This window comes from Enterococcus sp. ZQ21, assembly GCF_030053755.1.
In the GTDB taxonomy this organism is placed as follows: domain Bacteria; phylum Bacillota; class Bacilli; order Lactobacillales; family Enterococcaceae; genus Enterococcus_B; species Enterococcus_B lactis.
The window spans coordinates 1,617,692-1,643,076 of the sequence record NZ_CP125658.1; the positions used below are offsets into that span (position 1 = coordinate 1,617,692).

At 38.3% G+C, this 25,385-nt stretch carries 22 protein-coding genes and 1 pseudogene; 4 read left to right on the forward strand and 19 right to left on the reverse strand.

The genetic code is table 11. From position 1 onward, the window contains the following. Positions 1–11: 11 nt before the first annotated feature. From QK255_RS07815 to QK255_RS07830, 4 genes are all read right to left on the reverse strand, one after another. Positions 12–1,334: a dihydrolipoyl dehydrogenase family protein gene (locus QK255_RS07815; RefSeq protein WP_002290257.1), complete on the reverse strand. Its 1,323-nt coding sequence runs from the start codon at positions 1,332–1,334 to the stop codon at positions 12–14. Further along, positions 1,321–2,286: an ABC transporter ATP-binding protein gene (locus QK255_RS07820; protein WP_002290255.1), complete on the reverse strand. Its 966-nt coding sequence runs from the start codon at positions 2,284–2,286 to the stop codon at positions 1,321–1,323. Before QK255_RS07820 ends, QK255_RS07815 begins: the two co-directional genes overlap by 14 nt. Next, positions 2,283–3,821: an ABC transporter permease/substrate-binding protein gene (locus QK255_RS07825; protein WP_002290253.1), complete on the reverse strand. Its 1,539-nt coding sequence runs from the start codon at positions 3,819–3,821 to the stop codon at positions 2,283–2,285. The genes QK255_RS07820 and QK255_RS07825 overlap by 4 nt, the downstream gene beginning before the upstream one ends. A 416-nt stretch (positions 3,822–4,237) precedes the next feature. Then, entirely contained in the window at positions 4,238–4,525 is a 288-nt protein-coding gene (locus QK255_RS07830; RefSeq protein WP_002290251.1) for a hypothetical protein, read from the reverse strand. 132 nt (positions 4,526–4,657) lie between these two features. On the opposite strand from QK255_RS07830, the gene QK255_RS07835 reads away from it, so the two are divergent. Continuing rightward, complete coding sequence (locus QK255_RS07835) at positions 4,658–5,326, forward strand: YitT family protein (protein WP_002290249.1); 669 nt, start codon at positions 4,658–4,660, stop codon at positions 5,324–5,326. A gap of 290 nt (positions 5,327–5,616) precedes the next feature. On the opposite strand, the gene QK255_RS07840 is transcribed toward QK255_RS07835, so the two are convergent. From QK255_RS07840 to QK255_RS07855, 4 genes are all read right to left on the reverse strand, one after another. Continuing rightward, positions 5,617–6,357 carry a hypothetical protein gene (locus tag QK255_RS07840; RefSeq protein WP_002329107.1) on the reverse strand — a complete coding sequence of 247 codons (741 nt, stop codon included), beginning with the start codon at positions 6,355–6,357 and terminating at the stop codon, positions 5,617–5,619. Positions 6,358–6,486: 129 nt separating this feature from the next. Beyond that, complete coding sequence (locus QK255_RS07845) at positions 6,487–7,434, reverse strand: LacI family DNA-binding transcriptional regulator (RefSeq protein WP_002290245.1); 948 nt, start codon at positions 7,432–7,434, stop codon at positions 6,487–6,489. A gap of 135 nt (positions 7,435–7,569) precedes the next feature. Next, the gene (locus tag QK255_RS07850; protein ID WP_002290243.1) at positions 7,570–8,328 is read right to left on the reverse strand and encodes an alpha/beta fold hydrolase; all 759 of its coding nucleotides are present in this window, start codon (positions 8,326–8,328) and stop codon (positions 7,570–7,572) included. Positions 8,329–8,331: 3 nt separating this feature from the next. After that, positions 8,332–8,721 carry a hypothetical protein gene (locus QK255_RS07855; RefSeq protein WP_002290241.1) on the reverse strand — a complete coding sequence of 130 codons (390 nt, stop codon included), beginning with the start codon at positions 8,719–8,721 and terminating at the stop codon, positions 8,332–8,334. 134 nt (positions 8,722–8,855) lie between these two features. Between QK255_RS07855 and QK255_RS07860 the strand changes: the two genes are divergently transcribed. After that, the gene (locus QK255_RS07860) at positions 8,856–9,398 is read left to right on the forward strand and encodes a DUF2179 domain-containing protein (protein WP_002289260.1); all 543 of its coding nucleotides are present in this window, start codon (positions 8,856–8,858) and stop codon (positions 9,396–9,398) included. Positions 9,399–9,545: 147 nt separating this feature from the next. Continuing rightward, complete coding sequence (locus QK255_RS07865; RefSeq protein WP_002290239.1) at positions 9,546–10,178, forward strand: hypothetical protein; 633 nt, start codon at positions 9,546–9,548, stop codon at positions 10,176–10,178. Positions 10,179–10,315: 137 nt separating this feature from the next. Here the strand turns inward: QK255_RS07865 and QK255_RS07870 are convergent. From QK255_RS07870 to QK255_RS07905, 8 genes and pseudogenes are all read right to left on the reverse strand, one after another. Further along, positions 10,316–10,525: pseudogene (locus QK255_RS07870) on the reverse strand (GNAT family N-acetyltransferase); the annotation flags it as partial. 84 nt (positions 10,526–10,609) lie between these two features. After that, positions 10,610–11,491 (reverse strand): DUF1803 domain-containing protein, encoded by an 882-nt coding sequence (locus QK255_RS07875; RefSeq protein ID WP_002290237.1) that lies wholly within the window; start codon positions 11,489–11,491, stop codon positions 10,610–10,612. 181 nt (positions 11,492–11,672) lie between these two features. Next, positions 11,673–12,599 (reverse strand): manganese-dependent inorganic pyrophosphatase, encoded by a 927-nt coding sequence (locus QK255_RS07880; protein ID WP_002290236.1) that lies wholly within the window; start codon positions 12,597–12,599, stop codon positions 11,673–11,675. An 84-nt stretch (positions 12,600–12,683) separates the two neighbouring features. Continuing rightward, the gene (gene pflA / locus QK255_RS07885) at positions 12,684–13,445 is read right to left on the reverse strand and encodes a pyruvate formate-lyase-activating protein (RefSeq protein ID WP_002290235.1); all 762 of its coding nucleotides are present in this window, start codon (positions 13,443–13,445) and stop codon (positions 12,684–12,686) included. Positions 13,446–13,688: 243 nt separating this feature from the next. Beyond that, on the reverse strand, positions 13,689–15,920 hold the full coding sequence (gene pflB / locus QK255_RS07890; protein ID WP_002290234.1) for a formate C-acetyltransferase: 2,232 nt from the start codon (positions 15,918–15,920) through the stop codon (positions 13,689–13,691). 276 nt (positions 15,921–16,196) lie between these two features. Continuing rightward, entirely contained in the window at positions 16,197–18,647 is a 2,451-nt protein-coding gene (parC, locus tag QK255_RS07895; protein WP_002290233.1) for a DNA topoisomerase IV subunit A, read from the reverse strand. An 11-nt stretch (positions 18,648–18,658) separates the two neighbouring features. Further along, positions 18,659–20,704, reverse strand: coding sequence for a DNA topoisomerase IV subunit B (gene parE, locus QK255_RS07900; RefSeq protein ID WP_002329105.1), 2,046 nt, complete (start codon positions 20,702–20,704; stop codon positions 18,659–18,661). 165 nt (positions 20,705–20,869) lie between these two features. Continuing rightward, complete coding sequence (locus tag QK255_RS07905; RefSeq protein ID WP_002329104.1) at positions 20,870–21,304, reverse strand: CoA-binding protein; 435 nt, start codon at positions 21,302–21,304, stop codon at positions 20,870–20,872. A 126-nt stretch (positions 21,305–21,430) separates the two neighbouring features. Between QK255_RS07905 and plsY the strand changes: the two genes are divergently transcribed. Continuing rightward, a complete protein-coding gene (plsY, locus tag QK255_RS07910) occupies positions 21,431–22,069 on the forward strand; it encodes a glycerol-3-phosphate 1-O-acyltransferase PlsY (RefSeq protein ID WP_002290229.1) in 639 nt (212 codons plus the stop codon). Between the two features lie 144 nt (positions 22,070–22,213). On the opposite strand, the gene QK255_RS07915 is transcribed toward plsY, so the two are convergent. From QK255_RS07915 to hslU, 3 genes are all read right to left on the reverse strand, one after another. Next, positions 22,214–23,089: an aldose 1-epimerase family protein gene (locus QK255_RS07915; protein WP_002290227.1), complete on the reverse strand. Its 876-nt coding sequence runs from the start codon at positions 23,087–23,089 to the stop codon at positions 22,214–22,216. Between the two features lie 81 nt (positions 23,090–23,170). Next, complete coding sequence (codY, locus tag QK255_RS07920; protein ID WP_002290223.1) at positions 23,171–23,962, reverse strand: GTP-sensing pleiotropic transcriptional regulator CodY; 792 nt, start codon at positions 23,960–23,962, stop codon at positions 23,171–23,173. Between the two features lie 15 nt (positions 23,963–23,977). Continuing rightward, positions 23,978–25,378: an ATP-dependent protease ATPase subunit HslU gene (gene hslU, locus QK255_RS07925; protein ID WP_002290222.1), complete on the reverse strand. Its 1,401-nt coding sequence runs from the start codon at positions 25,376–25,378 to the stop codon at positions 23,978–23,980. Positions 25,379–25,385 lie beyond the last annotated feature (7 nt).

Here is a 25,385-nt window from a genome sequence, read left to right on the forward strand (position 1 = left end):
TATCATGCTGATTATTTCAATAAATAGGAGAGATCACTTGCCAATGTCGGATACCCCATGATATAGCCATCCAACTCTTTTTTAGTCAATTTTTGATTGATGACTAGTGTCAAATCATCGATCAATTCATCTGCTTGCTCGCTAATCACTGCAGCACCAATCAAATAATTTTGCTGGTCAAAGGTCAATTCAGCCTTAGCAACTGGTTCATTGACGCGATGATAGGTGAACCAACTGGTAAGATCCATCTCCACCACTTGATCTGACGAAGAGGCGTGACTTTTTGTAACTCCTACTTCAGCAAGTTTAGGACTGGCGTAGACGATCGTGGGTATAATCGGATATTTGATAGGTTCGCTTGTTGCATCCGTTATCCGCTTAGCTACATAATTTCCTTCAAAAGTGGCGACTGGTGTCAATTTGGGTGTTTTCCTTGAAACAATATCTCCACACGCAAAAATTTTTGGATTGCTCGTTTGCAGATAATGATTGACCTCAATCCCGTGTTTATCAAAGACGACATTCGCTTGTTCAAGTGCTAAAGATTCTGTATTCGGCTGTCTCCCAGTCGCACAAAAAATCATATCTGCTACTAATTCCGTCTCTTTTCCGACTAAACGATATCGAGTTCCTTCCGAGATGATCTTTTGGGTTTCAACATCAAAAGCAAACTGAATGCCAGATGCTTCCATTTGATGGACGGCTTCCTCTACCAAAGACGCCTCAAATTCTTTTAATGGTCGTTGATTATGATGGACAATGGTTACTTTGCTCCCTGCAGCATTGGCAATCGTAGCCAGTTCAAAAGCAATATATCCGCCGCCGATAAAAATAATTTCTTTAGGCAGTACAGGCAATGATAAAAAATCTGCACTAGTCTTCAAGTATTCCTTTCCTTCCACTGGTAAGATCGTGGGTCTTTGGCCTGTTGCCAGAACAAAGTAATCTCCATGAAAAACTTCTTCATTGACTTCAATAGATGAGTCGTCTAAGAAACGAGCGGTCCCTGAAAGATGATCGATTCCAGCTTCCGCCAATTGTTTTTTCCGATTTTCTGGAACTGGATCTGTGAATGTGCGTTTGAATTTTTGGAGTTCTTCCCAATTAGCGGTTGGGATCTCGTTAAATCCTTTTCCATTCAATTGTTTTATCCGATTACGGGCTTCTACAGCACTTAACAAGACTTTTTTAGGATCACATCCACGGTTAGGACAAGTCCCGCCCCATAGATCTTCTTCGACCACTAGTACTGTTTTACCTGCTTCTTTCAATCCATAAGCAGCACTTAAGCCGCTCACACCTGAACCGATGACGATTGCCTCATATGTTTTCATTTTCTTCCTCCTCTCGACTTAAAAAAGTAAAGACTTCTTTACTTGTCAGTGAACCAATATTTTTTCCTTTTTCTACTATCACAATGTTTGGGTACACTGAAAGAAGTGTATACACTTCTTTCAGAGGCGTATCAAGGCAAACTTGTTGATGACTGTTTTTTGGTACTTCTTTTAAAAAATATCCATTGACGACTAAATCTTCGACTCGCCATTCTTTCGTCTGTTTCGGTTCATCAAAGAAATGCCGTACATATTCATTTTTAGGATTCATCAATAACTGTTCTGGTGTGTCGCATTGGATAATTTCTCCATCTTTCATAAACGCAATACGATCTCCTAGCTTGATTGCTTCTTCCATGTTATGCGTAACGAAAACGATGGTCGTTCCCAGTTCTTCATGTAAAGATAAAACTAATTCTTGTAATGAATTTCTTGAAATAGGATCTAATGCGCTAAATGGCTCGTCCATCAAAATCACATCTGGGCTTGCAGCAATAGCTCGGATGATCCCGATTCGTTGCTGTTCTCCTCCAGACAACTCTCTAGGCATACGATCTCGATAAATATCAGGAGATAAGCCAACTTTTTGAAGAAGTTCATCTACACGGTCTGCTCTTTTCTGCTTTTCCCAACCTAACATTTCAGGGATGACTTCAATGTTTTGCTTGACTGTCATGGTCGGGAACAAAGCGATTTGCTGCAGCACATACCCCATATTCCACCGCATTTTCTGCAGATTATATTCATTTAACGATTTTCCTTTGAAGTAGATGTCTCCTGCTGATGGTTTAGATAATCCATTGATCATTTTCAAAGTAGTTGTTTTTCCACTACCGGAAGGCCCAACCAAAACAAAGATTTCTCCTTCTTTGATTGCAAGAGTTAGGTCATCAATGACATATTTTCCATCGTACTTTTTTTGCACATGTTTGAATTCGATTAATTTAGTCACTGATCTCCCTCCTTTAGTAATCCTTCGTTTTCCAGGAAGGTTCGTGCTACTTCTGCCGGTTTTTTCTTTTCGACATTGACTTGATAGTTCATATCGATCATTTGATTTTCTGTTATTTTTCCGCTTAATTTATTCAGCGCTTCAACGATTTCAGGATGGTCCTTGGCGAAATCTGTTTTCATCAGTGGCGCGCCTTGATAAGCTGGAAATAGCCCTTGATCATCTTCTAGAGTGACTAGATCATACTCCTTGAGTTGGCTGTCTGTGGAATAAGCATCCACAATATTGACATCTCCATTATTGATTGCTTGGTAACGCAAACTTGGTTCCATGCTTTGTACACTTGAAAAATTCAATCCATATGCTTCTTGAATTCCTTTATATCCATCGGAACGATCAATAAATTCCAGTGTGAATCCCGCTTTGATCTGATCAGAAACTGCTGCTAAATCGGAAATCTTTTTAAGTTGATGCTCGTCTGCAAAAGATTTCTTGACCGCCAAGGCATACGTATTTTGATAAGCCATTGGTTTCAATAATGTCATATCGAATTGTTTGTTCAATAATTCTTCTGCTTCGTCATATGTTTTTTCTTTTGTCAAATCAGCACTTTTCATTGCTTCAGGTACCTTCACCAAGCTTTCTAGGACAGTCCCTGTGAATTCAGGATAGATATCGATTTGCCCTTGATCCAAGGCATTGAACAAAAAACTAGTCTTGCCGAAATTCGGTTTTAATTCAACTTCTGTTTTTGTGTTGTCTTCAATCAATTCTTTGTACATTTGGATCAGGATTTCAGGTTCCGCTCCTAATTTTCCAGCAATCGTGATGGTTTCATTTTTAAACAAGGCAGACTGATATAAAGAAACGCCCCCAAATAAACACACCACGGCTGCTAAAGTAATGATAGAATATCGAGGTTTCTTATGCTGCAACCAGCGAATCAATCCGCTGAATATAATGGCAAGCAAGGCAGAACTGATTGCACCAATCAATGTTAAAACTGGTGTGTTGCGGTCGATACCTAATAAAATAAATGTTCCTAATCCACCTGCTCCGATCAATGCCGCCAAAGTAGCCGTACCGATGATCAAAACTAAGGCAGTTCGGATACCTGAGATAATGACAGGCAATGCGATGGGAAGTTCTACTTTCAGCAAGCGTCTCATTCTGGACATACCAAATGCTACCGCCGCTTCTTCAATAGACGGGTCAATCTCAGCTAGACCAATATACGTGTTTTGGAAAATCGGAAGCAAAGCGTAAATAACAAGTGCAATCAATGCTGGAACAGTTCCGATCCCTACAAATGGGATAAGTAACCCTAATAAGGCAAGTGAAGGAATCGTTTGAAGCACACCCGTGATCTGCAATAAGACTTCTGCCATTTTTTTATGATTAGCTGCCCAAATTGCTAGAGGAATAGCAATCAGTGCTGCAATCAGCAAAGAAATGAGAGAAATAGACAGATGTTGAAATGCAGCTTCCAGCAATTCGCCTTTTCTTTCACTTAATGTTTGTATAAAATTATTCATGCGACCTTCCTTTCTGTTATTCTTTAAGTATAAACATTTCTTTACATTTTCCCAACTAACTTGACTTACCTTAACCCTACTAGGGCATCAGTAATTAATAGAAAAATCACCTCTAATATGCGGATAAAAAAAGAATCCGAGCAACAAAATCTGATAGATGTATTGGTTCTCGTTTCTTCAAAACGAACATCCAATACATCTATACGAAATGATCACTCGGAATCAACCGTATCGTTTTTCATATACAACTTTTCTTTTAAATAAAAAGAAACAGCCAATAAAGTAGAAATCTCGTGGGGGAGAACACCTTTATTGGCCTGTTCAACAAGTATTATACTGTATCATGACACTTTTTTGCCAAAAATGTAAAAAACGGTTGTTTTGGCATCATAAACGTCTTGTTTTCTTATTTTTACTTATATCACCACTTTATTTTCTATCTCTTTCACTCCATAAAGCGGAATGAGTTCTTCTTTTGACTGATAATAAACAGCTTTTTCACGGTTCTTCATCAAAAATAGAAAGATTTCTTTCATAGCAAGTGGTGCTTTGCCTTGTTCAAATAAAAAGATGAATTGATACGATTCATTTATCTGGATTCTTGTCACAGGAATCAGTTTTTGGTCTTGAGCCAAAAAAACACCTTGATAATCTGTTTTTTTGGGTGATTTTGTAAGAATTGTCAATAAGTCTGCTGCTCGCATTTTTCCACTCCTTTTTGATAATTTGGAAGAAACAACCAAAAATAAATTTTTTTCATTTTCCTCTTGAAGAAAGAGTATAAGTCAGTATAATGAAGAGGTTGCTGAAAATTTTCAAAAGAAAAGAGGCTAGAAATGAAAAAATTAAATTTAATGACAGAATTGTGCGGAATCATTTTAGGCGCAGGGATCTATGGATTGGCTGTGACAGGCATCAATATTCCATCTAAACTGGCAGACGGTGGTGTTACTGGTATTGCTTTGCTCTTGCATAATCTTTTTGGATTCGCGCCTTCTATCACTTCGCTGCTTTTTAATTTACCTTTACTGCTTATCTCATTGTTTCTTTTTGGAAAACACGCTTTTCTTCGGACGATCGTCGGAACATTTGCGCTGGTTTTCTTTTTACATTTATGGGAAAGCCTTCATATACATTTTGCTGTAGATAGTCTACTGATCAATAGTTTGATGACAGGGATTCTTTCTGGCATTGGTTGCGGTCTCGTCTTTCGATTTGGCGGAAGCACAGGCGGAACAGATATCATTTATCAAGCCATTGAAAAATATTTTCATATTAAGATTGGCAAAAGTCTTTTCTTGATCACTTTTGGTATTTTAGTTGTCTCCTTGCTTTATTTGGATCTCACACATTTTCTGTATACATTGCTTAGCTGTTCTATTCTATCTTATACATTGAATAAAGTGAAGTATCTGGAAATTGGATCTGTTTTACCCCAATTGGAAGCAAAACAGACTACAGAAACATTTGAACCACTTGATCCTCTTGAACAGTTAGAGCACTGATTCTTATTTTTACTATTTTATTTACTTTACTAAAAGATCATTATGTAAACTACGACGTATATTCTTTCAATAAAATTTTTTATAAAATATGAAAACAAACTATTTTTGCAGACAATCTGTGAAAATAGTTTGTTTTTTACTCTTCACCCTTTCTCCTCTTGCTCACGGCAGAAAACATCAGCTAAGAAAAAAAGATTAGGTTACGATATAATCATTCGAGTAGAGTATAAAAAAAGAAACGCCGCAGCGTTTCCTTCCCCACTATAACATAATACAAGGTTGTATTTGACTTATTTAAAATAGCTATTCTCTCCTAAAGAATTTCCCTGATCGTCAATCAGCCCTTGCAGTGAACGTTCTAAGATACTATGGCTTTTTTTCGATTTTTTTTCTTCTGACTGCTTTGTTTCCTCTAATGTTTTTGTTCGATTGAACGTGCGTACAGAAGGCTCATCATTTCTTTTTTCTTGATAAGGCGTTGGTTCTGTATCAAACAACAGATAAGAGTCATCTGTTTTTTTCATTGATTCGATCAAATGCTCTTCAGAAATTTTACTTTCTCTAGGGTCTGGAATAATAGATGCAGGTACATATTTAGGAACAAAATAAGAACGTTCCCGTACCTTTGTGTCCACAGATGAACTTCTCATAGTATTTCGAGACTCTGTCCTCGTTTCACTTTGCCTGACAGGACGAGAAGACTCACCAAAAAGTTTTTTTCGTCCAGTCGACGTGAGTTCTGAGTGATGATGTCCAGTATAATCCGGTAATTTTTCTTTATGTTTTTCCAAATTTTCCTTACGCGGAGCTGACTTCAATCCATTTGTTGCACGGCGCTTGCGTCGGACCTGTTCAGTGTTTGTGTTCGTGAAATGGAATTCTTTCATTTGTTCAAACGGGTGCTGATTCTGTTCAGTCAAAAGATCTTCCTGTCCGTCAAATAATACCCGCTTCTTCTCGCTGGTTAATTTTACGCCTAACTCGTCATCGTACGCAGGAAAACGGAAATGTTTTCGTCTGATTTCTTTCATTCAAACCATCCTTCTCAAAAATGGAACTTTTCTCAATAATAGCACAGATTTTTTGTTTTCAGTAGCAATGCGCTGATTATTTTAAGAAAATAGCGATGAATTTCATAAATATATAAAAAGTAATGAGGCTTAATTTGTCGTTTCTCTGATGACTAGTTCAGGGAAAAAACGACGATAACCTTGACTTGCCCCTTTCTCTTCTATTTTTTTCAGCAACATTTCCCCGCATACTTCCCCCATACGGATAATATCTTGCTTGATCGTTGTCAATTTAGGCGAACTGATTTGGTCTAAAAACACGCCATCAAAGCCGATCACACCAAATTCTTCCGGCAAGTGCCCACCAGCATTTACAATTCCTCTTACCGCTCCTAGTGCCAGTCGATCTGAGCTGCATACAAAACAAGTTTTATCGGTGAAACCTGCCCAGTTTTCTATCATATATCTTTCTACTTCTGTCGAATGATTTGGAAATCGCAAGATTTTACTTGGAAGATCAGCTTCCTTCATCACAGATAAGTAACCAGCTTCCCTTGAAAGCTCAAAAGATTCGTCCACTTCGATCCCGATATAAATAATTGTTTGGTAATCTCTTTCTAAGGCATATTGCGTTGCTTTTGCTGTACCATATTCATTATCGCTGTCTACATAGTCATATCCTTCACAATTTTCTCCAAACAAAACAACTGGTTTTTCCAAGCGGTCAATCCAATCGAAGTCTTTTTTTCTGACACCTGTGATGATGTATCCATCACAAGAACCGACATCGAATGCGTCATTTGTAACTAGTTGGAGAGAATAATGCGCTTTTCCGATCCGTTTAGCGATCCCCATCAGCAAATTCATGTAATAGGGCTCGGTTGTGTCGATTTCTTCCAGTATAAATAATTTGATGATCTGTGACCGATTCGTGACAAGTGCTTTTGCAGCAATATTTGGGCGGTAATCCAATTCAGCCATTGCTGAGAAAACTAACTCTTTCAATTCATCCGTCACCTGTTCCGGATGATTGATGACTCGAGAAACCGTCATTTTTGAAACATTGGCACGTTTTGCAACATCTGCTAAAGTGGGCATGCTCTCTTCCTTTCTAACATGTTGTCGTTCTTATTACCAATTATACCAAATTTTCCTAACAGGGTTCATTATAGCCCAAAAGAAAAATCAGAAAATCTCCTATCCTCCTTAAGTGATTTTCCGATTCAGCTATTTCTATTTTTTTATCAAATTCTTTGCTAAAAAAGCGGAAGCTTCCTCCATCAGTGGTATTTGTACCATGTGTCGCTGTGTTTTGGAGGAACGAAAAACAATTTCTTTTCCGTAAGGCTCATGCCGGTTTTTCTCTACAAATCTTTCCGTTTGTATATAAGGGATCTTTTCATCTGCTTGTCCATGCCAAAAGAACAGAGGGCGTCCAGCTAGCTTTTTCGGCTGCAATGATAAATCATAACTCTTGACCCACGAGATCAGATCAAAATAGTCTTTTGGCAAGATATAGTTGTATTCTGACGCTCGTCTTGCAATTTCTTTCCCATATTCCAGAGGCGCAGGAGATCCCATCAAACATACACCTGCTGCTATATGAGGATGCTTGGCTAACAACGCGCATGTTGTCATTCCGCCCATCGAAACCCCGCCAACTGCAAGCCGATCATGTAAAAGATCTCTTTTTTCTAAATGCTTGATAAGCGTGTCAAACTCAAACAAGTTCCCGTAGATACTATCCCAAAATGTATAGGATGGAATAGAAGAAACTGGCTGTTTTCGTTCCCCATGATTCATCGCATCTGGCAGGATCACTCGAATACCTTGCTGTGCAATTTTCCTTCCTTGTGTCAAAACTAACTCCTTACTTGTCTGCCATCCGTGATAATAGATGACAACGGGAATCCGTTCTTCTCTTAATTCTTTCAGGACAACTTCTAGCACTGGAATTTGATTGACAGAACGTTTCAATATAATTGGATTCAATGGTTACTCACCTATTTTCATTAAATTTCCTGATCGCCATAGCAACCATGATCCGACAGTCGTCTGGAACAGGTTCAGTATACCAAATAATATAAATGCAGGACTGAATGGCTCAGGAAATAAGAATAGGGAACAAAGCCCCACCACTCCTAATGCTAGCGAAAGGAGAGGATAAATAGAGAAATTCAAAAAACTGGCAACGCTACCGAAAATATTACCAATAAATAGTATCAAAAAGAAAAAAACGCTTAGAATCAAACCATCTGTCAGCGACATCTGAAAAACAATGTTCTCTACATCAATTGGCTGTTGAATCGCATAGACACCTAAGTATATACTGAGAAGGAGACTGAGCACGTGGCTGGCACAAAACACTCGATTGACCGTTTTCATTTTAATCACCTAACCTATCTTTATAATTCTATTATAATCATTTTATCATTTTTTGGTACCAATAAAGTTTCAATTTTTCTTCACTTGCGATTTTTTTTGATATTGTTGTTATACAAATGAAAGGAGTTTTACAAATGATTGATCCTAAAATGTTGGGGATGATCTTCCTCATCAATTTTGCTTATATCACTTTGAACACGTTACGTTTTATGCTGACAATGAAAGGCTACCGGCTGATTGCTCCCCTTGTCAGTATGGTTGAGATCACGATATATATCGTAGGGCTATCTCTTGTATTGGATCGTTTAGATAATCCGCTGAATTTATTTGTCTATGCGCTAGGTTACGCAGTAGGTATCAGTGTTGGGATTTTGATTGAAGACAAGCTGGCATTAGGATACATCATGGTCACAACGATTTTGCCAGCAAATAGCGCGGAAGATAAAAGTTTGCCTGGTATACTGAGAGAACACGGTTACGGTGTGACACAAACTTCTGCAATGGGTCTAGAAGGCGAGCGACTGGTCTTGGAAATACTTTCTCCTAGAAAAAGCGAACGTGAACTGTATCGTCTGATCAAAGAAATTGAAGAGCGTGCTTTCATCATCTCATATGAACCAAAATATATTTCAGGTGGTTTTTGGACTAAAAAAGTAAGAAAAAGACAAGGAAAATAACTCACAAATTAAAAAACTGTCGAACATATAAATTAAATTTTAGATGTTCGACAGTTTTTATTTATAATTTTGATTAAAAAATATCGACATATACTCATTGATTTGTTATTATACTTTATATACTTATCAATTTAATTTGGAGATATTATGGAAATTCAACGTAAAACAACTAATTTTTTACATTTAGGCTCTTTTTTTGCAACTTTGACGATTTTATTTTTTCTATGTTATTCGTACGTTAAGACCTCACATGCGCCTTCTAGTGCATTAGGCTGGTTGCTTTTGGATCATTCTGATATTACAGAAACCGAAGAAAATCCGTTTTTTTTGATTCTATCTTCTCTATGCGGCTTGATGTTTTCTGTGTATTTCGGTGCCTATTTTTTTCATCGACATCCTGGTACGTTAAATGAAGCTTCAGGTGTATTGATTGCATTTAAAACGTTTTCTTTTTTAGCTATCCTTTTTTATTCGTTTAATCACAATACGCTTTTCTTCTTTATCATGAATGGTTTAGTCGTGATTTTATCTATTTTCACTTATTTTATTTTTTCACTCATTTTTAGCCAAATGAGATGTCCGCTCTTCTTTCGATTAGTTCCTGTCACATGTTTTATCTACAGCTTGTTTTCTTTTTTTGTCCTTGCTTTGATACCATTGGCCAACCCTTCGACGATCCAAGTCGCAGGAAATCTGTTGGATATGCTCTTCATCGTCAGTCTAGATGTATTTATGTGGCAAAGAAAAAAGAAACAAAATAAAAAGCATTTTGAAGCCTGACTATGACGACTTCATAAATGCTTTTTTAATTTTAAACACTTCAATCTAAAAGAATATCCCAAGATTGGATAGATGATTAATAATGACTTACCATTCGTTTCTGAGTGATTCTGGATCACCAAATGGACTTCCTTAATCTAATCGGCTAGTTCTTCCCTTAGAATGCCATACTTGATTGAATCATAATATTGATTATTTAAAAATCTAACTTTTCTTATGACTCCTTCCTTTGTCATTCCACATTTCTCACCAATTTTTTGCATTCCTTTGTTTCCAGACCATGTAGTGAATCCAATATGTGGTAGATAGGCAAAATACTCGAATAATTCTTTTAACCATAAAAGAAGAGAAAGACTTCTCTTGCAAGAATCAGCATAATTTTTTCTTACTGCTCTCTTAGATTCTACTCACCAAAGCTGCTCTATATTGTTCTATATTGCTCCATATTCTTTGATATAAGAAAATGCATGCGGCATAAATTTTTTGCTCAGCTCAGAAAAGATTTGTCGTTTAAGAAAGGCCGTTTCCTCCATTGTCAATGAAGGATCCAATGTTGGAAATTCGATCTCAAGATTGTTTTTTTCGACAATAGGCAATGCTAGTGTAAATGATTCTTCTTCCTTTATGGTATTCGTCACAAGTAATGACTGATGGAAAATACTAGGCCGACGATTTTTATATTTATTCTTACGTATCCTGTCAACGATAACTTCTATTTGATCAAAAAAGTACGCTTCATTTACATCTCCAATAAGTTCGGCTAATTCTTTAAATGCCTTCGTTACAGGAAGCTGATTCTTTTGTATAAAAAAATAATTAGCCAACGTAAGCGGGAAGTGTTCTTTAGAGGAAAGTGTAATAAAACGGTACTTCTGATTTCCTGCAGTCGTTCTCAGCAATTCTGTCTCTGGGCTGTTTCTTACTCCATAAAAATATGCTTCTTTTCGTTCATCTTCAAAACAATACGCCCAAATAACTTCTCCCATCGTTAATTTTTGTTCAGCCACAGAGAGTCTCTTCAATTGATCGGCTATGATTTCAGCAGCCGAAGTGGCTTGTTGCAAGTAATCGTTGGGATCAAATACTGGAAAGTTCAAATGATATCTTCGTTCTTCTCTCTTGATTAATCCTGCATCGATCAATAAATCAAGAAAATGAGAAAATTTGTTTTGCGGAAATTCTTTTTTCAATTCTCTTAGAATCGTTTCTTTTTCTCGATGTTCATATAGATAATCGGTCAATAAAGAAAAAAGCGGATCACCGGTCAGTTTTTGATAAAAGTTTTCCTTATTTTTTGAATAATAATAGTCCATATATGTTCTCTTTTCTATCCATTTTATTTTACTTAAAAGGCTTTTACATAAAAAGGAGGAAGAACAAGAGTCATGTTTGACTGTTATTCTCCTCCATTTCTTAGACTTTTAGTATGTTCTGTGTTTCTTTTTATTCAATCGCTTATCCCATTCATTTTGAATGCTTCATCCTACCATTTGACTAGCTGAATACAGCCGTCAAATGAGGTACGACTTGTTTTTTACGTGAAACGACACCTTTAAGCAAAGCTCGGTTGTTGGTCAAAGTTGTTTGGAAAGCTTCTTCTACTTTTTCTTTTCCTTTACCAGCAACAAGTAATTCTGAATCGCTGTCTAAGATATTTGTGACAACTAATACGAATAAATCGTAGCCATTTGCTTTCATTTCTTCTTCCATCGCTGCTTCTAGTTCTGCCTGTCGATCCATCACTTCATTCAGATCCACTGTATTGACTTGAGCGATACGCACATTGGAACTGCCCATTGGGAAACTTTTTGCATCCAAATCAAGAAGAACCGCAGCTGATTTATCACTTAGATTCGTTCCGGCTTTCAACATTTCAAGACCATAGGCAGTTAGATCTACTTCAGCGATTGCTGCAAGTTCTTTTGCAGCTGCTTCGTCTTCAGGCGTACATGTTGGCGATTTGAACAACAATGTATCTGAAATGATAGCTGAAAGCATGATCCCAGCAATTTCTTTAGGGATCGTTACTTGGTTTTCTTTATATAGTTTTAAAATGATCGTACTTGTACATCCAACTGGTTCTGCACGATAGTACAATGGATTAGCTGTTTCAAAGTTTGCAATACGATGGTGGTCTACTACAGCCAAAATATTTACTTCGCTGATATCTGAAATACTTTGTTGGAATTCATTATGATCCACAAGCATGACATCTGCATTTTCTGCTTTAGCTGACTCTACTACTCGTGGTGCAGATAATTGAAAGTGGTCTAATGCGTATTGTGTTTCTTCATTAGGTGTACCTAGAGCAACTGCTTCTGTTTCGTTACCTAATTCATTTTGCAAGTGTGAAAAGGCAATGGCTGCCCCAATTGCATCTGTATCTGGATTTTGGTGACCAAAAACTAAAATTTTTGACATGTCATTCGCTCCTTTGTGATTTCTCCTATTTAATAATAGCAAAAAAACGGAAAGAAGCAATACTTAACTTCTTTCCGATGCGTTCTATCGCGTTAAATATTTTGTATACTCTTCTGTATGAAGCAATCGTTTAGCATTTTCGACACGTTCTTTTGTAGGTGGTTCGATTCCTTCCAATGGATATTTCAAACCAAGTGTTTCCCACTTGTATTTTCCCATCGTATGGTAAGGAAGGATCTCTACTCTGTCTACATTTGACAAGGTTTGGATAAAGTTGTCTAGTCGGATCAAATATTCATCATAATCACTTCGCTCAGGAACTAGTACATGGCGAATCCAAACCGGTTTGTTGATTTTTGACAAATATTGAGCCATTTCTAGAATATTTTCATTGTCCCAATGCGTTAGTTTTTTATGCTCTTCATTATCGATGTGTTTGATATCAAATAACAGTAAGTCTGTATACTTCATCAATTCTTGAAAACGAGAGAAGAAGGGTTCTTCATACGTAAAAGGTTTTCCGCATGTATCCAATGTAGTATGCATTTCCCGCTCTTTTGCTTTTTTAAATAGTTCGATCAAAAAATCGATCTGCAATAGAGGCTCTCCGCCACTAACAGTAATCCCACCTTTATCTCCCCAGTAAGGTCTGAAGCGTTCCGCTTTATCTAAAAGTTCATCTGCTGAGTACTCTTTCCCTCCGCCAATATTCCAAGTATCAGGATTGTGACAGAATTGGCAACGCATGCGGCATCCTTGCATAAACACGACAAAGCGCAGTCCAGGGCCGTCTACTGAACCGAAAGTTTCGATAGAATGAACATATCCGATTGTTTTTTCTTCCATTTAAATTCACATCTTTTCTTTGATTTCATTTTAAGTACAAGTTAGCTGTCGAAGCGAAGCTTTCTGAACAAAATTTTTCGCAATCACCGCTTCGTTATGTGTAAAATTTACAGGGACGGAACATACTTGTCCTGCCCCTGTAAATCGTGTCTTTCAAATAAGCATACTGATCATTCGATTATGATGCGAAGGATATCTAACGATCTTTCGGCACTGAGTCGAAAGGCTGTTTCCTAAACTTTTTTACATTCTGTCGTGTGAAGTTCTCATCAAGACATCTAGTTGTTGTTCTCTTGTCAAGTCACGGAATTTAACTGCATAACCAGATACCCGGATCGTCAAGTTCGGATATTTCATTGGATTTTCCATTGCATCACGCAATAGATCATTACTGAATACATTGACATTCAAATGATAAGCCCCTTTTGAGAAGTATCCGTCTAAGACATTACGCAAGTTTTCGATTCTTGTATCTTGTTCTTTTCCAAGACCAGAAGGATTGATTGTTTGGGTATTTGAAATTCCATCCAATGCACAGCCGTAATTCATTTTAGCTGTTGAGTTCAGGCTGGCCAATAACCCACTTTGTTCTGCATTGTAACTTGGGTTTGCTCCTGGCGCAAGTGGTTTTCCAGCTTCACGGCCATCAGGAGTATTTCCTGTATTTTTACCGTAAACAACATTTGAAGTAATCGTCAATAATGAAGTTGTTGGTTTTGAGTTGCGGTAAGTTTTATGACGTTTGATTTGTCCCATGAAGTATTCCAAGATCCATGAAACTAATTCATCTGCACGGTCATCATCATTTCCGTATTTAGGGAAGTCGCCATCTACTTCAAAATCAACTGCTATTCCTTTTTCATTACGGATTGCTTTTACTTTTGCATATTTGATGGCTGACAAGCTGTCTGCCGCATGAGAGATTCCAGCAATACCTGTAGCAAATGTGCGCTGCAAGTCAGAATCCATCAAGGCAAGCTGAGCTGCTTCATAAGAATACTTATCATGCATGTAATGAATGATGTTCAACGTATTGACATATAGTTCTGCTAACCAATCCATCATATTCATGAAGTTATGTTTCACTTCTTCAAAATCTAGTACTTCTGATGTGATTGGACGATATTCTGGTCCAACTTGGGCGCCAGTCACTTCATCGACCCCACCATTGATAGCATATAATAGTGTTTTAGCCAAGTTAGCACGAGCACCAAAGAACTGCATGTCTTTTCCAACAACTGTTCCTGATACACAGCAAGCAATCGCACAATCATCAGAACCCCATTGTTCACGAAGCTGATTGTCATTCTCAAACTGAATCGAAGAACTTTCAATAGCGATTCGGCTCGCATATGTTCTGAATCCTTCTGGAAGGTGTTCAGAGTACAAAACAGTCAAGTTTGGTTCTGGTGAAGGTCCCATATTTGTCAATGTGTGAAGCAGACGGAAATCATTCTTCGTCACTAATGAACGACCATCTAAGCCCATACCAGCAATGGATAAAGTAGCCCAGATAGGGAAACCTGAGAATAATTGGTTGTATTCAGGTGTACGCGCGAATTTGACCATACGTAATTTCATTACTAAGTGATCGATCAATTCTTGCGCTTCTTTTTCTGTGATTACTCCATTATCCAAATCACGTTGGATATAGATATCAAGGAATGCTGAGATACGTCCGATTGACATCGCAGCGCCATTTTGTGATTTGATTGCTGCTAAATAACCGAAGTATAACCATTGGACAGCTTCTTTTGCATTTGCAGCTGGTTTAGAGATATCATAGCCGTATTTTGCAGCCATTTCTTTCATTTGTGCTAATGCACGATATTGTTCAGTGATTTCTTCACGTAAACGAATCACTTCTTCACTCATCGTATGATAACCAGTCATATCATGATCTTTTTTCTTTTGTTCCATCAAATAGTCGATTCCATACAATGCCACACGACGATAGTCGCCGATGATACGTCCGCGACCGTAAGCGTCTGGAAGCCCTGTAATGATTTTGTTTTTACGAGCTGCACGCATTTCGGCAGTATAAGCATCAAACACCCCTTGATTATGTGTTTTGCGCCAGTCAGTGAAAATATGTGTTAATTCATCGTTTGGTGTATAGCCATTGCTTTTCAGCGCATTGTTAGCCATATTGATTCCACCGAACGGCATGAATGCTTGTTTCAAAGGTTTGTCTGTCTGTAGACCGACGATTTTTTCCAAATCTTTATCCAAATAGCCTGCATCGTGGGAAGTAATGGTTGATACGATTTCTGTGTCCATATCATAGACACCGTTACGTTCGAATTGGATATCATTCATCTTTTGCAATTCATCCCATAATTTTTCTGTTGCTTCTGTTGGGCCTTCCAAAAAGCTGTCATCACCGCGATATTCAGTGTAGTTGTTTTGAATAAAGTCTCTAGTGTCTACGCCTTCTTTCCATTTGGTACCTTTAAATCCATTCCATTGCTCCATTGTATGGACCTCCTAAATTTCTGTTTTATGTAACAGTTTTTACGTGATTAGTATAACACAGCACCTTATCTTTGCAAGGGTTTTCTTGTTTTTTATTTAACAATTTTTATGTTTTATCTATGTATATTGAAAGTAACGTTGATATACCAATATTTAAGCATTGTGAACACTTTCATCTTTTTTTGCAAACGTATAAGGATTTATTAAAAATGAATGAAAAAGAGGGGCCATCTGTATTAATACAGATGGCCCCTCTTCACTAAAATACCATAACAGTTATGATTCGATGAAAATCTCAGGAGCATCGATAACTTCGATGACTTCTCCACCTTTTTTCTCGTCCATAGCAAACGAACCATTCGATGTTCGATCACCTATAGGAAAATCCGTTGGATCAATCGTTATCTGTTGTCCTTTTTGATTCATCAAGGTTATTTCTTTTGATCTTCCTTCCGACATATAGATAATGCGGTGCGGATTTTTTTTCAGCTCACGCATGACCGTCACTCCCCGCTTCGCACGTGAAGTTTGGCTGATTTCTTGAGCAAGCATGCGTTTCACAGCTCCTCGCTGAGTAACGATTACGATCGGCGTATCTCCGTCTGCTAACACAAGCAGTCCATTGACAATCCTATCTCCATCTTTCAAATTCATAGACTTCACTCCAGCTGCCTTTGCTCCAACAACGGGAACATCTGTTAAAGGATAGCGCAAGCCCATTCCTTGATGCGTTACTAAGAACACATCTAAGCCTGGCTGATCTTCTTTCAGATATACAGCAATAAGTTCATCTTCTTCCGCCTTTAGCTTCATACAGCTGAGCGGACGGCTCTTGTAGGTGCGCCATGGTTCGAACTCTGTCATTCGTGTTTGCTTGATCAATCCATTCTTGCTGATGAATACAAATGTTTTCTCTGCTTGGATTTTTTGATATGGGAAAACAGCTAAGATCGATTCATCTACAGACAGATTGGAGATTGTTTGAGAAATGTGTTCGCCAGCATCTTTCCATTTCAAATCGGGTAGTTCATGAACAGGACGGTAGATCACATTTGCTTTATTCGTAATCAGAAGAACATGGTCCAATGTGCTCAATTCACCTGAGTACAGCAAGTAGTCGCCTTCTCGCATCCCGATTTCTTCTGGTTTCGAAGCACTATAAGAACGAAGGCTTGTTCGCTTCACATAGCCTTCTCGTGTCACACTGACGATTACGTCTTCTTGCGCCACTAAAACTTGCGTATCGATTTTGATTTCTTCGATTTCGTCTTCGATTGTCGTCAGACGAGCGGAAGAGTAATTTTTTTTCACTTCTCGCAATTCTTTTTTCATAACAGAGAAAAGCTCTTTGTCGTTTGAAAGGATTTTATTTAACTCTGTGATTTGTGCAATCAAGCTTTCGGATTCCTTTTGAAGCTCTGTGATATCTGTGTTCGTCAAACGATATAGTTGCAATGTGACGATTGCTTCTGCTTGTTCTTCTGTAAATTGGAAAACGTCGACTAAATTCTTTTTGGCGTCTTTTTTGTCTTTACTTTCACGAATCGTTGCGATTACTTCATCCAGAATCGATAAAGCTTTCATCAGGCCTTCCACGATATGCTGTCTTTTTTGAGCTTTGGCTAAATCGAATTGGCTGCGTTTTGTTATGACTTGCTTTCGATGCTCGATATAACTTCTTAAAATGTCTTTCAGTCCAACTTGATGCGGAGTCATATGATCGATAGCGACCATATTGAAATTGTAATTGATCTGTAGCTCAGTGTTTTTGAACAAATAATTCAAAATTCCTTGAGCATTGGCGTCTTTTTTCAATTCAACGACAATTTGCAGACCAGTTCGATCACTTTCATCTCGCACTTCAGCTATTCCGTCGATTTTCTTATTCAAACGGATCTCATCCATTTTTTTCACCAATGTCGCTTTATTTACTTCATATGGGATTTCAGTGATCACGATTTGCTGTTTATTGCCCTTCATTGCTTCTATCTTTGTTTTCGAACGAAGAATAACTTTTCCTCGCCCTGTTTCATAAGCTTTTTTGATTTCATCTTTTCCTTGCAAGATCCCTCCTGTTGGGAAGTCAGGTCCAGGAATATATTCCATCAATTTTTCAAGGCTCGCTTGTGGATGATCGATCATATAGATTGTGCCGTCGATCACTTCAGCTAAGTTATGAGTCGGGATTTCTGTCGCATATCCAGCAGATATACCTGTCGATCCATTGACTAGAAGGTTTGGGTATCGAGCTGGAAGGACTGTTGGTTCTTTTTCTGTATCATCAAAATTCCACACGAGATCGACTGTTTCTTTTTCGATATCTGCTAGCATCTCTCCACTTAACTTGGATAATCTGGCTTCAGTATAACGCATCGCAGCAGGTGGATCACCGTCCATACTCCCGTTATTTCCGTGCATCTCGATCAGTACTTCCCGCAACTTCCAATCTTGGCTCATGCGGACCATCGCTTCATAAATACTGCTGTCACCATGAGGATGATAATTCCCCATGATATTTCCGACAGATTTTGCTGATTTACGGAATCCTTTGTCATACGTATTGCCATCTTTGTTCATGGCAAATAATATCCGGCGTTGTACTGGTTTCAATCCATCACGGATATCAGGCAGTGCACGTTCTTGGATAATATATTTGGAATAACGTCCGAAGCGGTCACCCATCACTTCTTCTAAAGTTAATTCTTGTACTTCTTGTCGATTTTCCATCAGGTGACCTCCTATTCTACTTCAAATAACTGATTGTCTTCGTTTTTATCTGCTCGTTCTTCATCTAACAATTCATTAGAAACCGAAGGAGAGATTTCAGCATCCTCTTTTTTATCTAAGATACTGCCATCTTCTTCCAACGTAAATTGTACGTGATTTTCGATCCATTTTCTTCGAGGTTCTACTTTGTCACCCATTAGTGTGGTTACTCGACGCTCAGCTTGCGCAGCATCGTCGATACGGACGCGGATCAACGTACGGGAAGTTGGATCCATCGTTGTTTCCCACAATTGTTCCGCATTCATCTCTCCAAGTCCTTTATATCGCTGTAGCATATATCCTTTGCCGACTTTTTTAATCATTGCTGCCAATTCGTCATCTGTCCACGCATATTCAATGACTTGCTTCTTCCCTTGTCCTTTGGATACTTTATATAAAGGCGGTAACGCGATATATACTTTCCCAGCTTCAATCAGCGGTTTCATATAACGATAAAAGAAAGTAAGCAGTAATACTTGAATATGAGCGCCGTCAGTATCTGCATCGGTCATGATAATTACTTTGTCGTAATTACAGTCTTCGATAGAAAATTCAGGGCCGACTCCTGCACCAATCGTATAGATCATCGTATTGATTTCTTCATTTTTCAAGATATCTTGCATTTTAGCTTTTTCGGTATTAATGACTTTTCCTCGTAAAGGTAGAATTGCTTGGAACTTTCTGTCTCTTCCTTGTTTAGCAGATCCGCCGGCAGAATCCCCTTCGACTAAATACAATTCATTTTTCTTAGGGTTTCGGGATTGTGCGGGTGTCAATTTTCCTGAAAGAAGAGATTCGCCTTTTTTACGCTTCTTCCCATTTCGGCTTTCTTCTCTGGCTTTACGTGCTGCTTCTCTCGCTTCTCTCGCTTTGATTGCTTTACGGACCAACATCTGGCTCATTTCGCTATTTTCCTGCAAATAAAAGCCCATTTGTTCACTGATGACGTTATCTACTACGGTACGAGCAACTGGCGTACCAAGTTTTTCTTTCGTTTGGCCTTCAAATTGCAGAAGATTTTCAGGTACACGGATAGAGAGAACAGCAGCTAATCCTTCTCTGAAATCACTACCTTCCAGATTCTTGTCCCGTTCTTTCAGCAAGCCGACTTTTCTCGCATATTCGTTATAAGATTTCGTCATTGCCGCTTTCATTCCAGCTTCATGGGTTCCACCATCTTTTGTTCGAACGTTATTGACAAACGATAAGACATTTTCTGAATACCCGTCATTGTATTGATAAGCGACCTCTACTTCGATGCCTTCTTTTTCTCCTGAAAAATAAACGACCGGTGTCAATGTATCTTTTTCTTCATTCAGGTAATCAACAAATTCTTTGATTCCTTCTTCATAATGGAAAACTTCCTTGACTGGTTCTTCTCCCCGAAGATCAGAAAGTGAGATTTTAACGCCTTTTAGAAGAAAGGCAGATTCTCTTAACCGTTCGGCTAAAATTTCATATGAAAATTTTGTTGTACTGAATATTGTATCGTCTGGTAAAAAATGGACAATCGTCCCGTTTGCTTTTTTTGTTTTTCCTATCTTTTTCAACGTACCGTCAGGTTTACCGCCGTTTTTAAATTTCTGCTGATACTCTACGCCATCTCTAACGATTGTTACAGTCAGCCATTTCGATAAGGCATTTACCACACTGGCTCCTACACCGTGAAGTCCACCAGAAGTTTTGTACCCTCCTTGGCCAAACTTTCCGCCAGCATGCAGCACAGTAAAAATCACTTCAACTGTTGGGATTCCGGAAGCATGCATCCCTACAGGCATCCCGCGTCCGCTATCTGCAACAGTTATACTATTGTCTTCATGGATGGTCACATCAATCTCACTGCCATATCCTGATAATGCTTCATCAACTGCATTATCGACGATTTCATAGACTAAATGATGCAAGCCTCGGCTGTCAGTGGATCCAATGTACATCCCTGGTCTTTTTCTAACTGCCTCTAATCCTTCCAATACTTGGATGGACGAGTCATTATATTCGTTGTTTACTTTTTTTGCCAAGGCAAACGCTCCTTCAATAATACTTTGCGGCAAAACCGCACCACGATTATCATACTAGAAAAGGTCGTGAAAAAAAAGAGGTTAGATGAGAAATCAATTTTAATTATCTCCTAACCGCTTTTTCGACATTCCTCTCTATTGATCATCTCTTCTTTGTGGTCATTTTTATTTTTGGTTTTCTTTCAACTTACCAAGTTCAATCTTGATACAGCGATCCATTACGATGTCTGTGCGTCCTGCTTTTCTTAGCATCTCATCTGCTTCTTCGTTTTCGATCCCTAGTTGTGCCCAAAACACTTTAGCATCGGTTTTCAAAAAATCAGCTGCTACTTCAGGTAAAAATTCGCTCCGTCTAAATACATCTACGATATCGATTGGATCATCGATTTCTGTTACATTCGCATAGACTTTCTCTCCTAGAATTTCTTCACCAGCCAATAATGGATTTACTGGTATGATTTTATATCCATTGTCTTGCAATACCTGTGCAACCATGTAACTTGTTCGCTCTGGTTTATTGCTCAAGCCTACGACGGCAATATTTTTTGCTTCTTTCAAATAGTTAAAAATCGTTTCTTGTGTTGGATTTTTTATAGACATTTCTGTCACCCCTTGCTTTTCTTTTTATTTCATCTATTATACTTGTATCTTTCATTTTTTCAATTGTTCCTGTTACCTATTCATGCTAAAATAAAGGATAGTTTTTAACTTGAGAGAGGGTAAAAAATGAAATTGATCTTATTACTTATTTTAGCATATCTTTTAGGTTCTATTCCTTCCGGTGTCTGGATCGGCAAATTGTTTTTCAAAAAAGATATCCGGCAACATGGGAGCGGTAATACTGGAACCACCAATACATTTCGGGTATTAGGCAAAACCGCCGGGATCGTTGTCCTTCTTATGGATATTTTAAAGGGTACATTGGCTACTTGTCTGCCGATGATTTTTCACCTTTCTGGGACTAACCCTCTTTGGTTTGGGGTATGTGCGATTCTTGGTCATACATTTCCGATATTTGCTGGGTTTAAAGGAGGAAAAGCTGTTGCGACAAGTGCAGGAATGCTTTTAGGATTCAATCCTGTATTTTTTGTTTATTCCTGTATCATTTTTATCGTTAGTCTATTTTGTACAAGTATGGTAAGTTTGAGCAGTATGATCAGTGCAGCGTTGATCACTTTATCCACGATTGTCCTTCCTTATGTAGCTCCTGTGATTTTGGCTAAGCCCAATTGGTTGCTGACGATCATTGCCTTTTTAGTCTCTTCCTTTATCTTCTATCGTCACAAAGACAATATCAAGCGTATCAGAAACCATACGGAAAGTCGAATCCCATTTGGTTTGAACAGCAGCAAGAAAAAATCCTGACACTTTTTCAGTCCAAAGAGATAAAACAGGAGTGTGACAAATCCATGTCACACTCCCTTTTTTCGAACAAACGATGTTCCAGAAGCTGACCACTTCTGCCACAACCTCTTATTACTTGATGTAGAATAGCTTTTTTACACCCTCTTACTTCACTGTGATCGAATATTTTGTCTTGAAGATTTCATGGGCACCTAGTTGATTGATTCCTACTTTTTCCATCAAGTTTCCACTGCTATTCACCGTGTCAGCAATTCCACACCATGGTTCGATACACACGAAAGGGGCTTCTTTTGGATAAGGAGACCAGATTCCTACATAAGGCATATCTTTATAGCTTAAAGTTATGCTATGGTAAGATTTTTCACTCCGAATGGCGTACGCATTTAATCCTCTTGTTTCAAAAACCAATGCATCTTGATCAAAAAGCTCCCGATTCAAAGCCAAATTCGTATTTGTTTGTCCTAACGTCTTTTGATCCATATCAATGAATGGGCCTTTCAAAGGCAGGCGTAATCTTGATTTCAATGGAGAAAATGCTAGATAAAAGTCTTCGAATGACAATCCTTCTTCAAGAGGTACATTGAAAGCAGGATGTCCACCGATAGAAAAGAACATTTCTTCTTCACCTGTATTTGCTACTTGGTAATGGACCGTGATACCGTCTCCTCCTAATTCATAACTAATCACTAATTCAAAATCAAAAGGATATTTTTCTAATGTCTCCGGTGTACTCCGCAAGATGAAACTAGCCATTTCTTGTCCATGTTCAATGACTTCAAAATCCATATCTCGGGCAAATCCATGTTGTCCCATTTGATATGTTTTCCCTTGGTAAACATACTGGTCATCTTTTAAGCGTCCAACAAAAGGGAATAAAACTGGTGCATGTCTACCCCAATACGCTGGATCACCTTGCCAGATATACTCTAAACCGTGTTCTTTTGATTTTAAACTGATCAATTCCGCACCGTGTTCAGCGATTTCAGCGATCAGCTGGTCATTTTGAATAATAACAGTCATTGCCATTCCTCCAACTTCGACTTACTTTTTAAAATGGGAAGGCTGGAGCAAACATCTATATCCGCCCCAGTCCCCTTGTTTCTAATAACTATGTTTTGCCAATTCGTCTTTAAAACGGGAATTCAATACTTTTAAATAAGTTCCCTTCATGCCTAACGAGCGAGATTCAATGATTCCAGCTGATTCCAATTTTCGTAAAGCATTGACGATCACAGAACGAGTGATTCCGATGCTATCGGCGATATTAGAAGCAGTCAAACGTCCTTCATCTCCATCCAATGCTTCAAAAATGGCTTGTACAGCCTTTAACTCGCTGTAAGACAATGTGTTGATTGCCATTTGAACAGCCGTTGCACTCCGTACATCAGCTTCGATACTTCGAGACTTCTGATAAAGGATCTGCATACCGACAACCGTAGCTCCATATTCTGCTAAGACGAGATCGTCATCTGCAAACGATTGTTCCATGCGAGATAAAATGATCGTCCCCAGACGTTCGCCAGCTCCAAAGATTGGAACGACAGTCGTCAAACCAAATGGGTATTTTTCTCTTGACTCTACCGGAAACGCAGTAATATCACTTGTAATCGGGATATTAGCTTCAGTTTTCATCAGCTGTGCCACTGTATCAGTGTAAGATTCAGGAAATTGTTTCTCAACAAACATTGTTTTGATTCGTTCATTATTCACATCGTGGCGTTCATTATAACCTAGTAATACTCCGTCACTTCCTATGATATAGGTGTTGCTGTCAAGAATACCACCTAATGTGACAGCCATTTTATCGTAAGGCAAATCTGCTTGCATGTCAAAAGTATTCTTTTGCTGCAAAAGTGTGTTTATCTTGCGGGTTTTCGTTAGCAAGTCTGTCATTGTCGTCCTCCGATTTTATAAAATATAGCGACTTAAATCTTCATTTGCCGCAATTGAGCCAAGTTTGTCATCAACGTATGCTTCTGTGATCGTTATTTCACCCATTTGCATATCTGGTGCTTCAAATAATAGGTCTTCTAATAGTTTTTCCAAAATAGTATGCAGTCTACGTGCACCGATATTATCTGTGTCACGATTGACATCGAAAGCAATTTGAGCGATCCGTTCAATTGCTTCTTTTGTAAATGTAACTGACACATTTTCTGTACCAATCAATGCTACATATTGTTTTATTAAAGCATTATTCGGTTCAGTCAGGATTTTCACAAAATCTTCAGCTGTCAAATCATCTAATTCTACCCGTATTGGGAAGCGTCCTTGAAGTTCTGGAATTAGATCACTTGGTTTAGACAAATGGAAAGCTCCTGAAGCAATGAATAGGACGTGATCTGTTTGGATGATCCCATATTTTGTGTTTACTTGTGAACCTTCGACAATTGGCAATATGTCTCTTTGGACGCCTTCTCTGGATACTTCTCCAGATTGCTGTGATTTAGAAGTAATCTTATCGATTTCGTCGATAAAGATAATCCCGCTTTCTTCTGCTAATTTGATTGCCTCGCTGTGGATATCAGCATCCTTGACTAGTTTTGCTGATTCTTCTTTGATTAATAACTCTAAAGCTTCTTTGACCGTTACCGTCCGTTCCACTTTTTTCTTCGGTGTTAAAGCACCTAACGTTTCATTTAGGTCGATCCCCATTTGCTCCAATCCATTGTTCATCATTGGTGCAGGTTTCTTTTGATCTTCGACTTCAATGGTTACTTCACGATTGTCCAGTAATCCCTTTTGTAGTTGTTCCAAAACTGTACGGCGGTTGATCCGAATATCTTCTGTCACTTCTTCTTGTGGTTCAGCGTTGTTTTGCTGACTAGCATTAAAAAGATTCATCATTTGTTCAAATTGATTAGTGGATTGTTTCTGTTCTTTTTTTATACCAGGCACTAAGATTTTTACCAAACGTTTTTCAGCATTTTTTTTAGCACTTGTGTATACACGGCTGTATTGCTCTTTTTCTACGATTTGGATCGCATTTTCTACTAAATCCCGGACCATTGATTCTACATCTCTTCCGACATAACCGACTTCAGTAAATTTTGTTGCTTCGACTTTGACAAATGGTGCATTGACGATTTTGGCCAAACGTCGCGCGATTTCTGTTTTACCGACCCCTGTAGGTCCGATCATCAGCATATTTTTGGGTGTAATATCTTGTTGCATTTTTTCATCTAACTGCAAACGGCGGTAGCGGTTACGCAAAGCGACGGCAACAGATTTTTTTGCTGCATGCTGTCCTACGATGTACTCGTCTAATTCACTTACGATTTGTCTTGGTGTTTGTTTCAATTCATACATATTTACT

Coding starts and splice junctions, on each gene's coding strand:
- QK255_RS07905 (WP_002329104.1), bottom strand. CDS start 21,304: ATGTCTATAAAAAATCCAACACAAGAAACGATTTTTAACTATTTGAAA.
- codY (WP_002290223.1), bottom strand. CDS start 23,962: ATGACAGACTTGCTAACGAAAACCCGCAAGATAAACACACTTTTGCAG.
- QK255_RS07860 (WP_002289260.1), top strand. CDS start 8,856: ATGATTGATCCTAAAATGTTGGGGATGATCTTCCTCATCAATTTTGCT.
- pflA (WP_002290235.1), bottom strand. CDS start 13,445: ATGGAAGAAAAAACAATCGGATATGTTCATTCTATCGAAACTTTCGGT.
- plsY (WP_002290229.1), top strand. CDS start 21,431: ATGAAATTGATCTTATTACTTATTTTAGCATATCTTTTAGGTTCTATT.
- QK255_RS07845 (WP_002290245.1), bottom strand. CDS start 7,434: ATGCCCACTTTAGCAGATGTTGCAAAACGTGCCAATGTTTCAAAAATG.
- parC (WP_002290233.1), bottom strand. CDS start 18,647: ATGGAAAATCGACAAGAAGTACAAGAATTAACTTTAGAAGAAGTGATG.
- hslU (WP_002290222.1), bottom strand. CDS start 25,378: ATGTATGAATTGAAACAAACACCAAGACAAATCGTAAGTGAATTAGAC.
- QK255_RS07825 (WP_002290253.1), bottom strand. CDS start 3,821: ATGAATAATTTTATACAAACATTAAGTGAAAGAAAAGGCGAATTGCTG.
- pflB (WP_002290234.1), bottom strand. CDS start 15,920: ATGGAGCAATGGAATGGATTTAAAGGTACCAAATGGAAAGAAGGCGTA.
- QK255_RS07865 (WP_002290239.1), top strand. CDS start 9,546: ATGGAAATTCAACGTAAAACAACTAATTTTTTACATTTAGGCTCTTTT.
- QK255_RS07855 (WP_002290241.1), bottom strand. CDS start 8,721: ATGAAAACGGTCAATCGAGTGTTTTGTGCCAGCCACGTGCTCAGTCTC.
- QK255_RS07875 (WP_002290237.1), bottom strand. CDS start 11,491: ATGGACTATTATTATTCAAAAAATAAGGAAAACTTTTATCAAAAACTG.
- QK255_RS07830 (WP_002290251.1), bottom strand. CDS start 4,525: ATGCGAGCAGCAGACTTATTGACAATTCTTACAAAATCACCCAAAAAA.
- QK255_RS07840 (WP_002329107.1), bottom strand. CDS start 6,357: ATGAAAGAAATCAGACGAAAACATTTCCGTTTTCCTGCGTACGATGAC.
- QK255_RS07815 (WP_002290257.1), bottom strand. CDS start 1,334: ATGAAAACATATGAGGCAATCGTCATCGGTTCAGGTGTGAGCGGCTTA.
- QK255_RS07880 (WP_002290236.1), bottom strand. CDS start 12,599: ATGTCAAAAATTTTAGTTTTTGGTCACCAAAATCCAGATACAGATGCA.
- QK255_RS07835 (WP_002290249.1), top strand. CDS start 4,658: ATGAAAAAATTAAATTTAATGACAGAATTGTGCGGAATCATTTTAGGC.
- QK255_RS07915 (WP_002290227.1), bottom strand. CDS start 23,089: ATGACTGTTATTATTCAAAATGACCAGCTGATCGCTGAAATCGCTGAA.